The sequence below is a fragment of the Adlercreutzia shanghongiae genome, assembly GCF_035830635.1.
Classification (GTDB): Bacteria; Actinomycetota; Coriobacteriia; order Coriobacteriales; family Eggerthellaceae; genus Adlercreutzia; species Adlercreutzia shanghongiae.
Genome location: NZ_JAYMFI010000015.1, coordinates 14,255 through 28,745 on the forward strand (window position 1 = coordinate 14,255; position 14,491 = coordinate 28,745).

At 62.0% G+C, this 14,491-nt stretch carries 15 protein-coding genes; 7 read left to right on the forward strand and 8 right to left on the reverse strand.

The genetic code is table 11. The features are described from left to right. Positions 1-156: 156 nt before the first annotated feature. A complete protein-coding gene (locus tag VJ923_RS07995) occupies positions 157-1,581 on the reverse strand; it encodes an aminopeptidase (protein ID WP_326440314.1) in 1,425 nt (474 codons plus the stop codon). Between the two features lie 280 nt (positions 1,582-1,861). Between VJ923_RS07995 and ngr the strand changes: the two genes are divergently transcribed. Then, positions 1,862-2,470 (forward strand): nigerythrin, encoded by a 609-nt coding sequence (gene ngr, locus VJ923_RS08000; RefSeq protein WP_326440316.1) that lies wholly within the window; start codon positions 1,862-1,864, stop codon positions 2,468-2,470. A gap of 163 nt (positions 2,471-2,633) precedes the next feature. Here the strand turns inward: ngr and VJ923_RS08005 are convergent, their stop codons facing one another. Together VJ923_RS08005 and VJ923_RS08010 are read right to left on the reverse strand one after the other, a co-directional pair. Next, positions 2,634-2,906, reverse strand: coding sequence for a helix-turn-helix domain-containing protein (locus VJ923_RS08005; protein ID WP_326440317.1), 273 nt, complete (start codon positions 2,904-2,906; stop codon positions 2,634-2,636). A 1-nt stretch (position 2,907) separates the two neighbouring features. Then, positions 2,908-3,255: a type II toxin-antitoxin system RelE/ParE family toxin gene (locus tag VJ923_RS08010; protein WP_326440319.1), complete on the reverse strand. Its 348-nt coding sequence runs from the start codon at positions 3,253-3,255 to the stop codon at positions 2,908-2,910. Between the two features lie 276 nt (positions 3,256-3,531). Between VJ923_RS08010 and VJ923_RS08015 the strand changes: the two genes are divergently transcribed. Next, on the forward strand, positions 3,532-3,837 hold the full coding sequence (locus VJ923_RS08015; RefSeq protein WP_326440321.1) for a hypothetical protein: 306 nt from the start codon (positions 3,532-3,534) through the stop codon (positions 3,835-3,837). Between the two features lie 917 nt (positions 3,838-4,754). Here the strand turns inward: VJ923_RS08015 and VJ923_RS12275 are convergent. Both VJ923_RS12275 and VJ923_RS12280 read right to left on the reverse strand, forming a co-directional pair. Then, the gene (locus VJ923_RS12275) at positions 4,755-5,090 is read right to left on the reverse strand and encodes a hypothetical protein (protein WP_407651372.1); all 336 of its coding nucleotides are present in this window, start codon (positions 5,088-5,090) and stop codon (positions 4,755-4,757) included. Between the two features lie 468 nt (positions 5,091-5,558). Next, the gene (locus tag VJ923_RS12280; RefSeq protein WP_338211305.1) at positions 5,559-6,812 is read right to left on the reverse strand and encodes an ATP-binding protein; all 1,254 of its coding nucleotides are present in this window, start codon (positions 6,810-6,812) and stop codon (positions 5,559-5,561) included. A 591-nt stretch (positions 6,813-7,403) separates the two neighbouring features. Here VJ923_RS12280 and VJ923_RS08025 point away from each other — a divergent pair. The 3 genes from VJ923_RS08025 to VJ923_RS08035 all read left to right on the forward strand — a co-directional run bounded on the left by VJ923_RS08025 (position 7,404) and on the right by VJ923_RS08035 (position 9,836). Further along, positions 7,404-7,688 carry a hypothetical protein gene (locus tag VJ923_RS08025; RefSeq protein ID WP_326440325.1) on the forward strand — a complete coding sequence of 95 codons (285 nt, stop codon included), beginning with the start codon at positions 7,404-7,406 and terminating at the stop codon, positions 7,686-7,688. Continuing rightward, positions 7,681-8,118: a PIN domain-containing protein gene (locus VJ923_RS08030; RefSeq protein WP_326440327.1), complete on the forward strand. Its 438-nt coding sequence runs from the start codon at positions 7,681-7,683 to the stop codon at positions 8,116-8,118. Before VJ923_RS08025 ends, VJ923_RS08030 begins: the two co-directional genes overlap by 8 nt. A 200-nt stretch (positions 8,119-8,318) precedes the next feature. After that, positions 8,319-9,836 carry an IMP dehydrogenase gene (locus tag VJ923_RS08035; protein WP_326440329.1) on the forward strand — a complete coding sequence of 506 codons (1,518 nt, stop codon included), beginning with the start codon at positions 8,319-8,321 and terminating at the stop codon, positions 9,834-9,836. Positions 9,837-9,939: 103 nt separating this feature from the next. Here VJ923_RS08035 and VJ923_RS08040 read toward each other — a convergent pair whose 3' ends face one another. After that, positions 9,940-10,830: a LysR family transcriptional regulator gene (locus tag VJ923_RS08040; protein WP_326440331.1), complete on the reverse strand. Its 891-nt coding sequence runs from the start codon at positions 10,828-10,830 to the stop codon at positions 9,940-9,942. Positions 10,831-11,043: 213 nt separating this feature from the next. Here VJ923_RS08040 and VJ923_RS08045 point away from each other — a divergent pair, with 213 nt between their 5' ends. After that, complete coding sequence (locus VJ923_RS08045; protein WP_326440333.1) at positions 11,044-12,033, forward strand: TDT family transporter; 990 nt, start codon at positions 11,044-11,046, stop codon at positions 12,031-12,033. Positions 12,034-12,177: 144 nt separating this feature from the next. Here VJ923_RS08045 and yihA read toward each other — a convergent pair whose 3' ends face one another. Further along, positions 12,178-12,762, reverse strand: coding sequence for a ribosome biogenesis GTP-binding protein YihA/YsxC (gene yihA, locus VJ923_RS08050; protein WP_326440335.1), 585 nt, complete (start codon positions 12,760-12,762; stop codon positions 12,178-12,180). Between the two features lie 51 nt (positions 12,763-12,813). Here yihA and VJ923_RS08055 point away from each other — a divergent pair, with 51 nt between their 5' ends. Then, a complete protein-coding gene (locus VJ923_RS08055) occupies positions 12,814-13,131 on the forward strand; it encodes a hypothetical protein (protein ID WP_326440337.1) in 318 nt (105 codons plus the stop codon). 17 nt (positions 13,132-13,148) lie between these two features. On the opposite strand, the gene VJ923_RS08060 is transcribed toward VJ923_RS08055, so the two are convergent. Beyond that, positions 13,149-14,489: an ATP-binding protein gene (locus tag VJ923_RS08060; protein ID WP_326440339.1), complete on the reverse strand. Its 1,341-nt coding sequence runs from the start codon at positions 14,487-14,489 to the stop codon at positions 13,149-13,151. Positions 14,490-14,491: the final 2 nt, after the last annotated feature.

Here is a 14,491-nt window from a genome sequence, read left to right on the forward strand (position 1 = left end):
GATCCCGCAGGGGGCGACTTCGGTCGCCCCGCAATTATGCTACATGTCCTGTTCGCGCTTGGGGGGACGGACTGAGGTTCGTTCCTACGGAGAAGAGCCGTCTGCTTTCCCTCCGACTGTCGAGCGGGAATCGACTCGCAAGTACGCCCGGCGTTCTTACGCGCGCAGGAAGGCCTCGTAACCGCGGCGCGCCTCGTAGATGTCGGCCTTGCTGGTGACTTCCCAGGGGGAGTGCATGGAAAGCACCGGCACGCCCGAGTCGATGACGTCCATGCCGTACTTGGCCGGGATGTAGGCGATGGTTCCGCCGCCGCCCGCGTCCACACGTCCCAGTTCGGCGGTTTGGAAGCTGACGTGCGCGTCGTCCATGATGCGGCGCACCTGGGCCACGTACTCGGCCGAGGCGTCGTTGGAGCCGCTCTTGCCGCGGGAGCCGGTGTACTTGTTGAACACGAGGCCGCGGCCCAGGTAGGCGGAGTTCTTCGCCTCGAAGACGCTCGCGTAGGCCGGATCGAAGCCGGCGGATACGTCCGAGGACAGCATGCGCGAGCGGGTGAGCGCCCGGCGCAGGGCGATGGGGGAGTCCTCGCCGGAAAGCGCCATGATCTCGGCGATGGTGTTCTCGAAGAACATCGAGGCCATCCCCGAGGCGCCCACGCTGCCGATCTCCTCCTTGTCCACCAGCACGCACACGGCGGTGCGGGCCGGGATGTCGTCGCCCAAGGCCAGCTGGGCCGCCAGCGACGTGTAGGCGCACACGCGGTCGTCCTGGCCGTAGCCGATGACCATGGAGCGGTCCAGTCCCAGGTCTCGGGCACGGCCAGCCGGCACCACTTCCAGTTCGGCGGAGAGGAAGTCCTCCTCGGTGATGCCGTACTTGTCGGCCAGAAGGGCCAGCACGTGGGCCTTCACCGGGTCCTTGGGGGCCTTGTCATCTTCGACTTCCTTGGAGTCGGGGGAGTCGGCGGTGCCTACGAGCGGCCGGTTGCCCACGAGCAGGTCCAAATCCTCGCCTTCCACCACCTTCGAGCCCTTCTTGTCCATTTGCTGGGCGCCCAAATGCGGCAGCAGGTCGGTCACGCAGAACACGGGGTCGCCCGCATCGTCGCCGATGTTCACCTCCACCACGGTGCCGTCGGTGGTCGCCACCACGCCGTGCAGGGACAAGGGCAGCGCCGTCCACTGGTAGTTCTTGATGCCGCCGTAGTAGTGAGTGTCCAAAAGCGCGAAGTCGTTGGCCTCGTACAGCGGGTTCTGCTTGATGTCGAGCCGCGGCGAGTCGATATGCGCACCCAAGATGTTCATGCCCTCCGACAACGGCGCGGCGCCCACGTGCACGAGGATGACCGCCTTGCCCTGGGCGCAGGCCCACACCTTGGCGCCCGGTCTCACGGGCGTGCCGGCGGCGATGAGGTCGGCCAGCGAGTCGTAGCCGGCGTCCTCGGCCGCGGCGATGGCGGCGGTGGCGCACTCGCGCTCGGTCTTGTTCTCGGAGATGAAGTCGATGTAGTCGGCCGCCAGCGCCTCGAGCTCGTCCAGCGCCGCCTCGTCGTAGTTCTTCCAGGCCACGTCGCGTTCCACGAAAAGCCCCTTTCCCTGAAGGTTCCGAATGTTCTCGCCCAGTATGCTACGAAACCGCAACGGATGGGGCCGGATGCAGGGAAAAACCAGGGACGCTGGCCCATAATGGCCCCAGACGAATGGCCGCCGTAAGGACGTGCGCGCAGCCTGGGCGAGGCGAAATAAGGGGTTTGTGAAGCCCCTGCGGTTCCGTCGCCTTTCGGGTGCCGCGCGCACTATACTGTCTTGCGGCAAACAATTCGACTGCCGAGCAAGAAGACGAGTTAGAAGGAGCGATTCCATGAATCTGCGTGACGTTATCCCCACCGCTGAGAACTCCAGCAACTTCAACGTGGTCCCCGAGTCCATCACCGAGGTGGGCACCACGCTCGATAACCTGAAGGCCGCCGTCTGCGGCGAGACCGGCGCGTCGGCCAAGTACGCCGCCTGCGCTGTGGCCGCCAAGGAGCAGGGCTTCGACCAGATCGCCCGCCTGTTCGAGGCCACCAGCGCCGCCGAGCAGGTCCACATCGGCCTGGAGGCCGGCGTGATTTGCGAGATCGAGCCGGGCTACGAGCGTCCCGCCGCCCCCGAGGCCGAGGGCATCGCCACCGACCTGAACCTCATCGCCGGCGCCCTGGGCGAGATCTATGAGACCTCCGACATGTACCCGAGCTTCATCAAGGTCGCCCAGGAGGAGGGCAACAAGAAGGCCGAGATGGTGTTCACCCGCGCCAAGCTCGCCGAGGCCGTGCACGCCGAGCTGTACATGGACGCCTACAACAACATCGACGCCCCCACCGACGAGGCCTACTACCTGTGCCCCGTCTGCGGCTACATCCACAAGGGCGACGACTTCGAGAAGTGCCCCATCTGCTTCACCCCGGCCGACAAGTTCCGCAAGTTCTAATTCAGCAGCGGAAAACACGCCTTGCGAAAGCGGCCGTCCCTCGGGCGGCCGCTTTTTTTCGTGTAGTAGGAGGGGCGTTGCGAACCAGGTTTTTAGCGGGGGGCGGGGAGGGGCAAAGCGTTCGATCCTTCTTATGCCAGAACGCCCGCGACAACGTGACGGTCTACAGGAACTGGATGACCAACTTCTTTCCCATGCCGTCGGCGAGTTGCTGCAGCGTTTTCAGCGTGGGGCTCGTTTTTCCCGTCTGCAAACGGCTGAGTGCGCTCTGCTTCATGCCGCACCGCTGAGCGAACTCGCTTTGCGTGAGGCCCAGCTCCCTCTCGGCACGAAGAATCGCGAGCCGAATTTCGTGTTCCGGTTGAATCTGCTCCCATTCGCGAGCAAAATCGGGGTCTTCCAGTTGTTCTGCAAGATAGTCGTTAAGCGTCGTCATGCTATGCCCTTTTCTCCCAATCGCGTTTATACCGAAAAGCTCTTTCCAGCTCTCTCAGGGGAGTCTTTCTCGTCTTTTTCATAAAGCCGTTGGTTACGACGATCTTTCCCCTCTGATAGAAAAAATAGAAGATGCGCGCGTTGTCTCCTTCTGCTTGGATGCGAAGCTCGAAGACTCCTTGCCGAAGATGGCGCGAGTGCGGCATGCGTAATGTAGGTCCCATCTCCGCAAGAATGGTCAGGTCAGAGAGGGCTTCGCTGCGTAGTTTGCTTGGGAGCGCGTCGAGAAATTCTCTGACAGGCTCTCTTCCGTTCGGCTTGCAATAAAAGATTACTTCGTACTCGCCCATCCGATCCTCCTTCATGTTATAACAAAAATGTTATAAGTCAATGCCTTGTTTCCAAGGGAATGAGGATCTTGCAAGTTAGGTCGTCCGATGCGCCCAAGCTGCTCGCGCTTGCCGATGGACTTTGACGACGGCGAGACGCCTGCCGCCCTTACACTGGCTCATGAGTGCAATATAGCAAACTAATGTTCGAAATTCAAGATGCAAAACGTTGCTCTTTTCTGAGTTTTTGCTAAGATGCCTCTGCTGAAATGCGATGCTCGAAGGAGGTGAGAGGATATGTCGAAGAAGCGCAAGAAGGCGGTGCCGGTGCACGTGCCGAAGCCGAAGGACGAGGTAGTGTGGCGCCAGTCGTCCGAGGAGGCGACGCTGGCGGGCAAGCCGCGCTACAACGGATTCGCCTGCGGCCACGGCGCCCACGGCCCGGCGAAGTACAGCCGAGCCCGCGCCAAGCAAGCATGGCAGCGACAGATGCGACAGGAAGGAGCCTCTCGGGGCTCCTTTCCTTTTTGCTTGAGGATGATCGCTATGAAAAACGCAAAGAACACCACCCCGAGGGCGCTCCCTGTCGTGGCTCTCTTATAAATATAGATCGTAGATCCATATTGTAAGAAGAGAGCCACGACAGGGAGCGCCCCGGGGTATTTTCTCTTTCTACACCTTTCCTTAGCCCTTAAAACGCAGGGCAACGGTTTCGCTGCTGGATCTTCTAACTTGTGATCTCTAGAGGATGGTTTGGCGCGATGCATGCCCGCGAGATCAGAGTCCGATAATGTCCTCGTAATTCTGCATCGTAGAGAATGCAATCATATTGCGATATCGAGGATGCCCGCTTCGTACTGCTTTTTTGTATTGAGCGATATAAGAAAGAAAACCTCGGTAGATGTCGTGCTCCTTGCCGCGCAAGGCATCGAACTCGTTGTCCCTGATTCGGGGCGTACGGCGGGTGTCGATGAATTCATCGCTCTCGATAACAACTGCTTTTGAATAATCAATACCGCAGTGGCTTTCCTTGTTTGTCCAAAAAGCGTACTCTGTTCACGCAGCCCCTCCTTATAGTGAGAGCGCCCTCACAGGGAGGGCGCTCTTCTCAGTGGACTTTCTTTTGTTTTCGTTGGTCGCGCCCTACGACCAAAATCTTCCTCGTGAGCTTTCTTTATATTCCGTTGCTCGCGCTCTACGAGCAAATCTTCAGCTAGCAATTGTAAGCCCTTATCTCGAAAAAGTCAACGCGATTGCGAGGGTTCCACAGGTGTGCTTCGAGGCAATGAGGGCGGTAAGGGCGGCTAATCTGCAGTCTGATTCGCGAGGCTACCCACGTCGCGTTCCCTCCTAGCCAGCGCCCGTAAATCATACGGGCGCTGTTTTTCGCCTCCATAGAATGATCCTCGTCCTCAGCGATTGCCACATCGAGAGAGACAGGGGCGGCATCCCGCCGCCCCGGCACCTTGACAACGGCATAGCAGGGCGGGGATCAGCCCGTCCGCAACTGACAAGCAAAACTAAGAAAGGATTACACCATGGAAAAACTGATGAGCGAAACCGATTACCTGAACGCGATGCTGAACGGCGCCGGCACCGCCACCCCCGACCAGCAGGCCATTCTGGAGCATCCCCGCAAGGGGGCGCGCAGCACTCTGGTGCGCATCAAGGGCGAGGCGGGCACCGGCAAAACCTTCTGCCTGCTGGCCAAGCTGCTGGGCGAGGCCGGCCGCTACCCCCGCGATCCACGCGAGCGCTGGGCGCGCCAGCCCGTGCTGTTCGTGTGCTTCAACCGCGAGATGGCCAATTACGCGCGGCACCTGATCCATCCCTTTCCGCAGGCGCCCCTCATTCACGTGACCACCTTCGACAGCCTGGTGGTGGGCCTGATGCTGAAGCACCTGGAGAAGAACCCGCGGCCCGGCACCTCGGATGGCCCGGCCCCGTCGGTGGACTACTCGTTCGAGCTGGTGCGCGCGGCGATGCAGGAGGTGGCGCAGCGCCACCCCGAAGAGCGCTCCAAGTATTACCTGGATGCCGCCAACAAGCGCAACGTGCACTTCAGCCGCAGCTCGCCGCGAGCTGTACGTGTTCCTGAACGACACCACTCCCGGCTGGCTGCAAGCTACCTACCCCGACCTGCTGTAGGCGCAGCACGCGACCTGTGCGAGCCCCAGCCAAAAAGCGGGCGGGCTAAAGCCCGCCCCTGCGGCTGGCGTCCCTGTGGTGTGCGGATATTGTCGGGACGGCGCCTCGTAGGGGCGGCCTTCAGGCCGCCCGCCGGGTTGAGCACGGCCACCTTCCGGGGTGGGGTGCGGGCGATGTTAGCCGAGAGCCAGCAACGAGTCGTCCATGAGAAAGTCGTAAAGCCTCAAGTGCCGCACTCCATTGATGTCCTGGGTGATCGGGTCCATGGAGATAACGTATTTCGGATATGCGTCCCGCACGTGGTCGAACGCTCCAAATTCCCGTTCAACAGTGCTCTCGTCTTGCATCAGGTAAGCGACTTGAATGTAGCAGCGCTTTTCCCCATGCGTTACAACGAAGTCGATTTCCCCCCGCAACGTTTTCCCCACATAAACACGAAGGCCGCGAGAGACAAGCTCGTTGTAGACGACTGTTTCCGCGATGTGGGAAAACTCGTTCTTCGAGGGGTTCTTCTTTGCATGAAAAAGCCCGAGGTCGCAAACGAAGCCCTTCTTTTCGTACTTAAGGGGGGTCTTACCCGATATGTCGTATTTTTCCACGAGGGAAACAATGAATGCGTCCTGGATGAACTGGAGGTATTCGTACACTTTGGTGGCGGAGATCCTCTGGTTGCTGCTTGTAAGGGTGTCGGCGATCTTTTTGCCGCTGACGAAATTGGAGGAATTGGCGATCAGGTAATTGAGCACGTTCTGAAGCGGCTCTCCCTTGGCCACGTTGTTCCTGTCCATTATGTCGCGCAGGACGATCGACGTGTAGAGGTCGTCAATAACAACAGAGCGGGCATCGTCGTCCGATTGCGCGCAAACAAGGGGAAACCCTCCCCAGCGCAGATAGTCTTGCAAGAGGCTTTCCGGGGAGGGGGCGTAGTTGAAGGGGAAGTCGTGAGAGTAATCGAGCCCGTCCGTGCTCTGCCGGCGGTATTGCACATACTCCCGAAAATTGAAGGGCATCACCTGGAAGGAAACGTACCGGCCGCTGAGAAGGGTCGCAAGTTCGCCGGCAAGGAGTCGAGAGTTCGAGCCGGTTACAAAGATGCTCGACTCTCCCTCTGCGTGGAGCGAGTTCACCACGTCCTCGAAGCCTTCGACGAGCTGAATCTCGTCAAGAAGGAAGTAGGCTTTCCCGTGCGGAACGATGCGCTCTTTGAGGTATCGGTAAAGCCGATCTGCATCTCGGAGACCTTTGTGCTCGAAAGACTCAAAGTTGATCAAGGTGATATCGGATGCTGATATGCCCGAGGAAACGAGGTCGTCGCAAATCTGTCTGAGCAGAACCGACTTTCCGCATCTGCGGACGCCGACGATCACCTTGATGAGGTTCTGGTGGTAAAAGGGCCGGATTCTTTCCAGATACGATTCGCGGATGACCACATGTCCTCCTTGGGTGCGAGGCTGATAAGGCTTCTGATTGTACGATATGTTCCATAAAAATGAAACATTTTTAGTATATGGAATATTTTTCCGCAAAAATGAAACTTATCTGACACCATACAGGTGCTCGTAAATCTTGAGGGCGCTGTTTTCACCCCCATAGAATGATCCTCGTCCCTACGGCAACCGGCGGGGCTCGGGGGGGGGGTGCCTTCGAGGTGCCGGTCCCGCACCCCGGGCGAGCTAAAGCCCGCCCCTACGGTGGACTGCCCCTGCGGCGGATCGCCCCCGCAGTGGACTGCTTCTGCGGTGGGTCGCTCTTGCGGCGCGCGGATATTGCCGGGATGGCGCCTCGTAGGGGCGGCCTTCAGGCCGCCCGTCGGGTTGAGCGCGGGCACCTTCTCTGTCGCCCGTAGGGCAACGGTTCTGCCCTTGCCGCCCCTTTGCGGCGAGGCGCGTTCTCTAAGGGCTTTGCGAGGTGCATTTTCGGCTCATCTTCTCCTGAAGTTATAATCATTGGAAAGCGCAGGGTTATGGCCATTGTCCTTTCGGTCTGCTATACTGTAAACAAGTAAACAGCTAGGAGGGATAATGGCTACGAAGACGTTTTCGGGGCGTGTGGACGAGGGGGCGCTGGCGTTTGCCGATGCTCTGGCTCAACGGGAATACGGGCTCTCCTTTGGCCAGTACTGCGGCACCGTTTTGCTCGATTCCATTCAGACTACGGGGACTATGCCCTCGTTGGTTGCTCCATCATCGGGGAAGAGCGATGCCGCTGCGTTCATCAAGGGCTTCGCGGCGCGGGCGCGCCACCCCGAGGTTGGGCGCTTGTCCGATGCCGAGGTGCGCGACCTGATTGCGGGCCGCTATGAGTAGGAAGCTGCTGGTGGACACCAACATTCTCTTGGATGCTGCCATGGGGGAGCGCCCGGGTTGGGCGGCGGCCACATTATTGGTGGACGAAATCGCCTATGAGGATGTGCGCGGTTACGTGTGCGCCGGTTCCCTTAAAGATGTGTATTACATTCTGGGGAAATATGCCGACGAGTCTTCGGCCCGTCAATTCGTGCTGGCCATGATGGATTTGTTTGAGGTGGTCGCCGTGGATGCGGCTCTCTGCCGCATGGCCGCCTTGTCGGACGAGCCCGATTTCGAAGATGGCCTCATTCGTGCGTGCGCCGAGAGCGTCCGCGCCGACTTCATCATCTCCCGCGACGAGAAGGCTTTCGCGCGCTCGCCCATCAAGCGCCTATCGGCCCAAGACTACGTCGCCCTCTTCTGCGACGTAGAAGAGGTGGCACTGTAAAATTGTGCGTGGGCTTCCGGCAACGGGCGCGCAACGGGTCGAAGGCGGAAAGGACAGAGCCCTTTCCCTGCGGGGCGCTTGGGAAGGCCGCTGCCGAAAATATGGTGCGCTCTGGGTGCGCTCTGGAAAGGGGCGCGCTCTCGGCCTATAATGAATCAATTAACCGTTCAGGGCACCGATTTGAAAGAAGGAGCGCAGCCGTGGCCTACTATTTCGAGGAACCGTCCCGTACATTCAACGAGTACCTGCTGGTGCCGGGCCACACGCCCGCCGACTGCGTGCCTGCGGCGGTCAGCCTGAAAACGCCCCTGGTGAAGTACCGCAAGGGCGAGGAGGAGTGCCCGCTCACCCTTTCCGTGCCCATGGTGTCGGCCATCATGGCCGCCGTCTCCGACGACAAGATGGCCGTGGCGCTCGCCACCGAGGGAGGCCTGTCGTTCATCTACGGCAACCAGTCCATCGAGGACGAGGCCGCCATGGTGGCCCGCGTGAAGGACTACAAGGCCGGTTTCGTCACCTCCGACGCGAACCTGTCGCCGGATATGACCCTCGCTGAGGTTGTCGAGCTGAAGGACCGCTACGGCCACTCCACCATGCCCGTCACCGCCGACGGCAGCGCCCACGGCAAGCTGCTCGGCATTGTAACCGAGCGCGACTACCGCCTCTCCCGCATGTCCATGGACGAGAAGGTTGCCGACTTCATGACGCCCCGCGAGAAGCTCGTGGTGGCGCCGGCCGATACCACGTTGAAGGCCGCCAACGATATCATCTGGGACCACAAGCTGAACTCGCTGCCCATCGTGGACGCCGACGACTGCCTGGTGGCGCTGGTGTTCCGCAAGGACTACGACTCCCACAAGAGCAACCCCGACGAGATGCTCGACTCCCACAAGCGCTACATGGTGGGTGCCGGTATCAACTCCCGCGACTACGCCGAGCGCGTGCCGGCGCTGGTGGAGGCCGGTGCCGACGTGCTGTGCATCGATAGCTCCGAGGGCTATTCCGACTGGCAGAAGCTGACCATCGAGTGGGTGCGCGAGCACTATGGCGACACGGTGAAGATTGGCGCAGGTAACGTGGTTGATGCCGAGGGCTTCCGCTTCCTCGCTGACGCGGGTGCCGACTTCGTGAAGATTGGCATCGGCGGCGGCTCCATCTGCATCACCCGCGAGACCAAGGGCATCGGCCGCGGCCAGGCCACGGCTACCATCGAGGTGGCGAAGGCTCGCGACGAGTACTTCCGCGAGACCGGCGTGTACGTGCCCATCTGCTCCGACGGTGGCATCGTCTACGACCATCACATCTCGCTGGCGCTCGCTATGGGCGCCGACTTCGTCATGCTGGGCCGCTACTTCGCCCGCTTCGACGAGAGTCCCTCGGCCAAGGTCATGGTGAACGGCACCTACATGAAGGAGTACTGGGGCGAGGGTTCCGCCCGCGCTCGCAACTGGGGCCGTTACGATCTGGGCGGCAAGAAGTCGCTGTCCTTCGAAGAGGGCGTCGACTCCTACGTGCCCTACGCTGGCAGCCTGAAGGACAACATGGCCATCACGCTGCTGAAGCTGAAGAGCACCATGTGCAACTGCGGCGCGCTCACCATCCCCGAGTTCCAGGACAAGGCGAAGCTCACGCTGGTGAGCGCCACCTCCATCGTTGAGGGCGGCGCCCACGACGTTCTGCTGAAGGACAAGGCTCCCTACGCCAGCAACACGCGCTAAGCTCGCGAGCACGGCGAATCGCGTTTGCGCTCCGCCTGCTGCGTCTTGCGCGTGTTCCGGGCGCTCCGCGGCAAGCGGGGCGCCTTTTCTTTTGCCGTCTGCGCTAGGAGCCCGAGGCACTCAAGGCCGCGAAGAGGTCTTCCATATCCCGCTCGTACAGGCTGTTGCGCAAATACACGAAGCTGATGTCGTGGAAGATGCTCGCATCGGCAAGGGGGATGATGCGCAGCGTGCCCTCCTGCACCTCCCGCTGCACGGCAGCTTCGTAGACGAAGGAAGCTCCCAAGTCGGCCCGAACGAAGATCTTGATGATGTCGAGGCTCTCCACGACGAAGTGGTCGGCGAACGAGGCGGGGGAGAGGTTGCGCTGGGCCAAGGCATGGGTAAGGACGTTGCGGCTGCCGCTGCCCTCCTCGCGTAGGATGAGTCGCTCGCCCAAGAGGTCTTCCATCGTGCGCGGAGGCGCGGGGAAGACGTGGTCGGCCGCGCAGATGGGCACAAGCCGCTCGCTGGAGAAGGGCCGCGAGGCGTAGCGGGCCTTGTCGAAGAGGCCTTCCACAAAGGCGCAGTCGATGGCGCCCTCGTCCAGAAGCTCCAGCAGGTGCTGCGTGCCCCCGGACCGCACGGCGACGTGCACGTCGGGCCGGGCGGCCAGGTAGCGGGCGAGGAGGGCGGCCACTACGTACTCGCCGGCCGTCAACGTCATGCCGATGCGGAGCTTGACGGCCGCCCCGTGGGCCACTTCTCCCACCCGTTCGTGCAGCAGCGCATCATCATGGGCCATGGTGGCCAGCCCGTCGCGCAGCACTCGTCCTGCCGGGGTCAGCTCCAGCTTCTTGTGGTGGTAGGAGAACAGCTTCGCGCCGTACTCGCGCTCCAGGTAGGTGATGTGCTGGGAGACGGCCGGCTGGGTGAGCGCCAGCTCTTCGGCGGCACGGGTGTAATTCATGGTGCGGCACACGGTGAGGAAGGTTTTCACGCGAAAATCCTGCATAGGGCCACCTTTCTCTGGGCTAGTTTTCGCTGTTCTTTCCCGGGTATCATAGCAATAAAGTTTGCTAATTGGTGCATAAGTATATATAAGTTTTCTTTTGGTAAGAATCGGCGCATAATGAGGCCACTTCACTCCTGCGGATCGCTGCGAGACCTCCGGCGATGCGTGGTCGAGATTCCTTTAATACGCAATGAGTCCGAGGAAAGGCAGTCCATGCGCGACATCATCAAAAAAGTACCCATCCCCACAGCGGGCGTGGCCTTGGGCCTGGCCGCTTTAGGCAACCTGCTGCAGCCCTACGCTGAAATCGCCCATATCGCCTGCGGGACGCTGTCCCTCTTTCTGGTATCCATGCTCGTGGCCAAGCTGATTATGTTTCCCTCCATGCTGCGCGCCGACATGAAGAACTCCATTTTCGCGAGCGTATCCGCCACCTTCTTCATGACCCTGATGCAGCTGGCCGGATACCTGGCGCCTGTGGCCATCGTGCCGGCCTTCGGGCTGTGGTGCTCGGCGGTGGCGGGCCACTTCATGCTGATGGCCTGGTTCACGATGTACTACATCCGCCGCTTCAAGCTCACCGAGGTGTTTCCCACCTACTTCATCTGCTACGTGGGCATCATCGTGGCCGCGGTGACGTCGCCGGCCTTCGGCGCCGAGGCCTTCGGCCAGGGCATCTTCTGGTTCGGCTTCGCCTGCTATCTGGTGCTGCTCGCCGTGGTGACGACGCGCTACATCAAGCACGAGATTCCCGAGGGGGCCCGTCCGCTGTTCTGCATCTACGCGGCGCCCATGGGGCTGTCGCTGGTGGGCTACCTGGCGGTTATGCCCGACCCGAACCCGGTGTTCGTGGCCGTGCTCATGGCCTTGGGCCAGCTGATGCTCGTCGGCGTCGTCACCCGCGTGCCGAAGTTCCTCGCCCTGCAGTTCTACCCGAGCTATGCGGCCATGACCTTCCCCTTCGTCATCTCCGCCATGGCGCTCGGCAAGGGCGTGCAGGCGCTCTACGCGGCCGGCTTCTCCATTCCGGCGCTGCCGGCAATCCAGGCGCTCATCGCCGTGGAGACGCTGTTCGCCGCCGTCATGGTCTCCTACGTCTTCGTGCACTTCATGAAGTTCTTCTTCGGCACGCCGAAGGCCGCAAAGGCCCCGAAGGAGGCTCCCGAGGCTCCGGCAGTTCTGATTGCCGAGGTTGCCGAATAGTCGTTACCTACCGAACGCCCCAGCAGGCTCGCTCCTCCGTTTGGCTTGCCGGCGGCTCTTTCTCTCTCCTTAGCGCTCCGGTCCTCCTCCGGGGCGCTCCCTGTTTCAGAGGGCTTTCGCGGTCCTTGCGGCCTTAGCGCGGTCCTATCCCTCCATGGCGCTGGCGATCAAGGTGCGCAGCTCGTCGATGCCGTCGCCCTTTTCGGAGGAGGTCGCCACGATAGGCGTGCCCTTCGGCAGGTCGAGGGCCTTCTTGATGGCGGCGCGCTGCTTTTGCTGCTGCTGCTTGGAGAGCTTGTCGGCCTTGGTGAGCGCGATGGCGAAGGGCAGCTCGGCGTCCTGCAGGAAGCGTACCATGTTGCGGTCGAGCGCCGAGGGGTCGTGGCGGATGTCGATGAGCGACACCACCAGCGCGAAGTCGCGATCCTGGTTGTAGTAGCCCTCGATGAGCTCCGACCAGCGGCCCTTCTCTGATTTCGACACTTTCGCGAAGCCGTAGCCGGGCAGGTCTACCAAGTCGCGGCCGTCCACGTCGTAGAAGTTGATGGTGGCCGTCTTGCCCGGTGTGGCCGACACCTTGGCCAGGCCTTTGCGGTACATGAGCTTGTTGAGCAGCGACGACTTGCCCACGTTCGAGCGCCCCGCGAAGGACACCTCGGGGCCCGTGGAGGCGGGCAGTTGGGCCGACGTGCCGTAAGCGGCCTTAAACGATGCGTTGTGGAAGTTCATAGGTGCTCCTTTTCCGTTCTGCTGGTATGGTACCCGAAAGAGGCGGCTGGCGTGGAACGGGAGCGCGAAATGACCGAAAAGGGGAGAAGCGACAAGCTGGAAGTGGCGCGCATCACGGGCGTGCAGGGCATCCGCGCCGCCATGGGCGTGCTGGCGCGCGAGGCCGGGGGCGACCAGGAAGCGACCGGTCGACCGGAGGCCGGCGCGGCGGCTGCCGGGGGCGCGGGGATGGGGGTCGGCGCCCCACTGCCCACCACCGAGGTGGATGCTCCGCACCCAGTGAAGACCTGCGCCGTCTGCGCCGCCGACAACGACGGTGCCCGCGAGGTGTGCTGGAACTGCGGCGCCTCGCTCCGTCGTGTGCGGTAGGGGCGCGAAGGGGGCTGCTAGTCGATGAGGCCGTGCTCGAAGCGGTAGGCGGCCTTCTGGTTGTAGTCTTCCAGCATATCGCGCGGCGGAACGAGCCGGTCTTCCTCGCGGCGCGGCGTGAGCGCGCGGGCCTTGGCAGGGCAGATGAGGGCGCACTGGCCGCAGCGGTGGCAGAGGTGGTCGTTGGCGAGCACGGGAAGTCCCTCGCCGTCTCGTCTGATGGCCTTTGTCGGGCAGCGCGCGGCGCAGAGGCCGCAGCGCCGGCATTGCGCGCGATGGAAGACGAGCTCGTAGCTCGATCGGTGTGCGAAGGCGGGAAGGTCGGCGAGCGCGTCCCACCCGCCGAGGTCTTGGGCTCCCGCTTCCCATTGGGCCAGTATGCCGCAGACCTTCGGATTGCAGAAGCAGAGCCACGCGTGGTTTTGCCCGTATAGTCCGTGGATAATAGCTCCGTCGTCACGGGCTCTCTTGAAGATTGCCAGCGCCTCATCGGCGTCGATGCGTCGCGCCAGGCCCAGCGACACCAGGTACTCGGCGTCGTCGCCCAAGGCCAGGCAGGTCTCGATGCGATCGCCGTTTCGATCTTGGAACTCGGTCAAGTCGCCCCGGGCGAAGTCGGCGAAGGTGGGGAAGGACTCGCCGAGCCTCTGGCATTCGTAGACCAGCTGCTCATAGCGGCAGGAGCAGGGCTGCACGGCGATATAGGGGCTTTTCCTCAGAAGCGCCTCTGCGTCGTCGAAGGCGAGCAGGTCGCTTCCCTCGGCCATGATCTCCCGCCCGAGGGGGATGACGCTGTAGGCCGGCGTGCCTCCTCGGGCATGGTCGGCGGCGAGGCCCTCGCCCAGGCACGGCCAGTCGCAGTCCCGGGGATTCTCGAAGTATGTATCGTTGTAAGCGTAGGTGTTCACGCCCTCGGCGAAGCCGGGAACGCTGTAGGTGAGGCCTCGAGCGCGGCGATGGAAGGGGAGGAATCCTGCCGCGCTGAATCGCTCGCAAAGGGCCGCGCATTCCTCGCGGCTGCGATCTGCGCCTTCGGCCTGGGATTTCTCGAAGAACTCCTCGACAGTGAACTCCACGCCCCAGGGCAGTTGCAGATAGGCCTCGGCCTCTTGCTCGGTGAAGAGCCTTTGCAGGGGCCTGAACATCTCGTCGTTCAGACCCCTGCCGGCGCCGTAGCCCATGGTGTGGATGAGCGCCCGCATCTTCACGTAGCAGGAGGGGACGACGGTGCCGTCCCCGTTGACCCAAGGTGCTTGCGCGTCGATATACGCCCGACGCCGGCGGTTGAGCTCGGAAAGGGGCATGGTGGAGGCGCCCAGACGGGCGATGGCCTCCGGCGTGCTCTCCCATGCTCCCATCG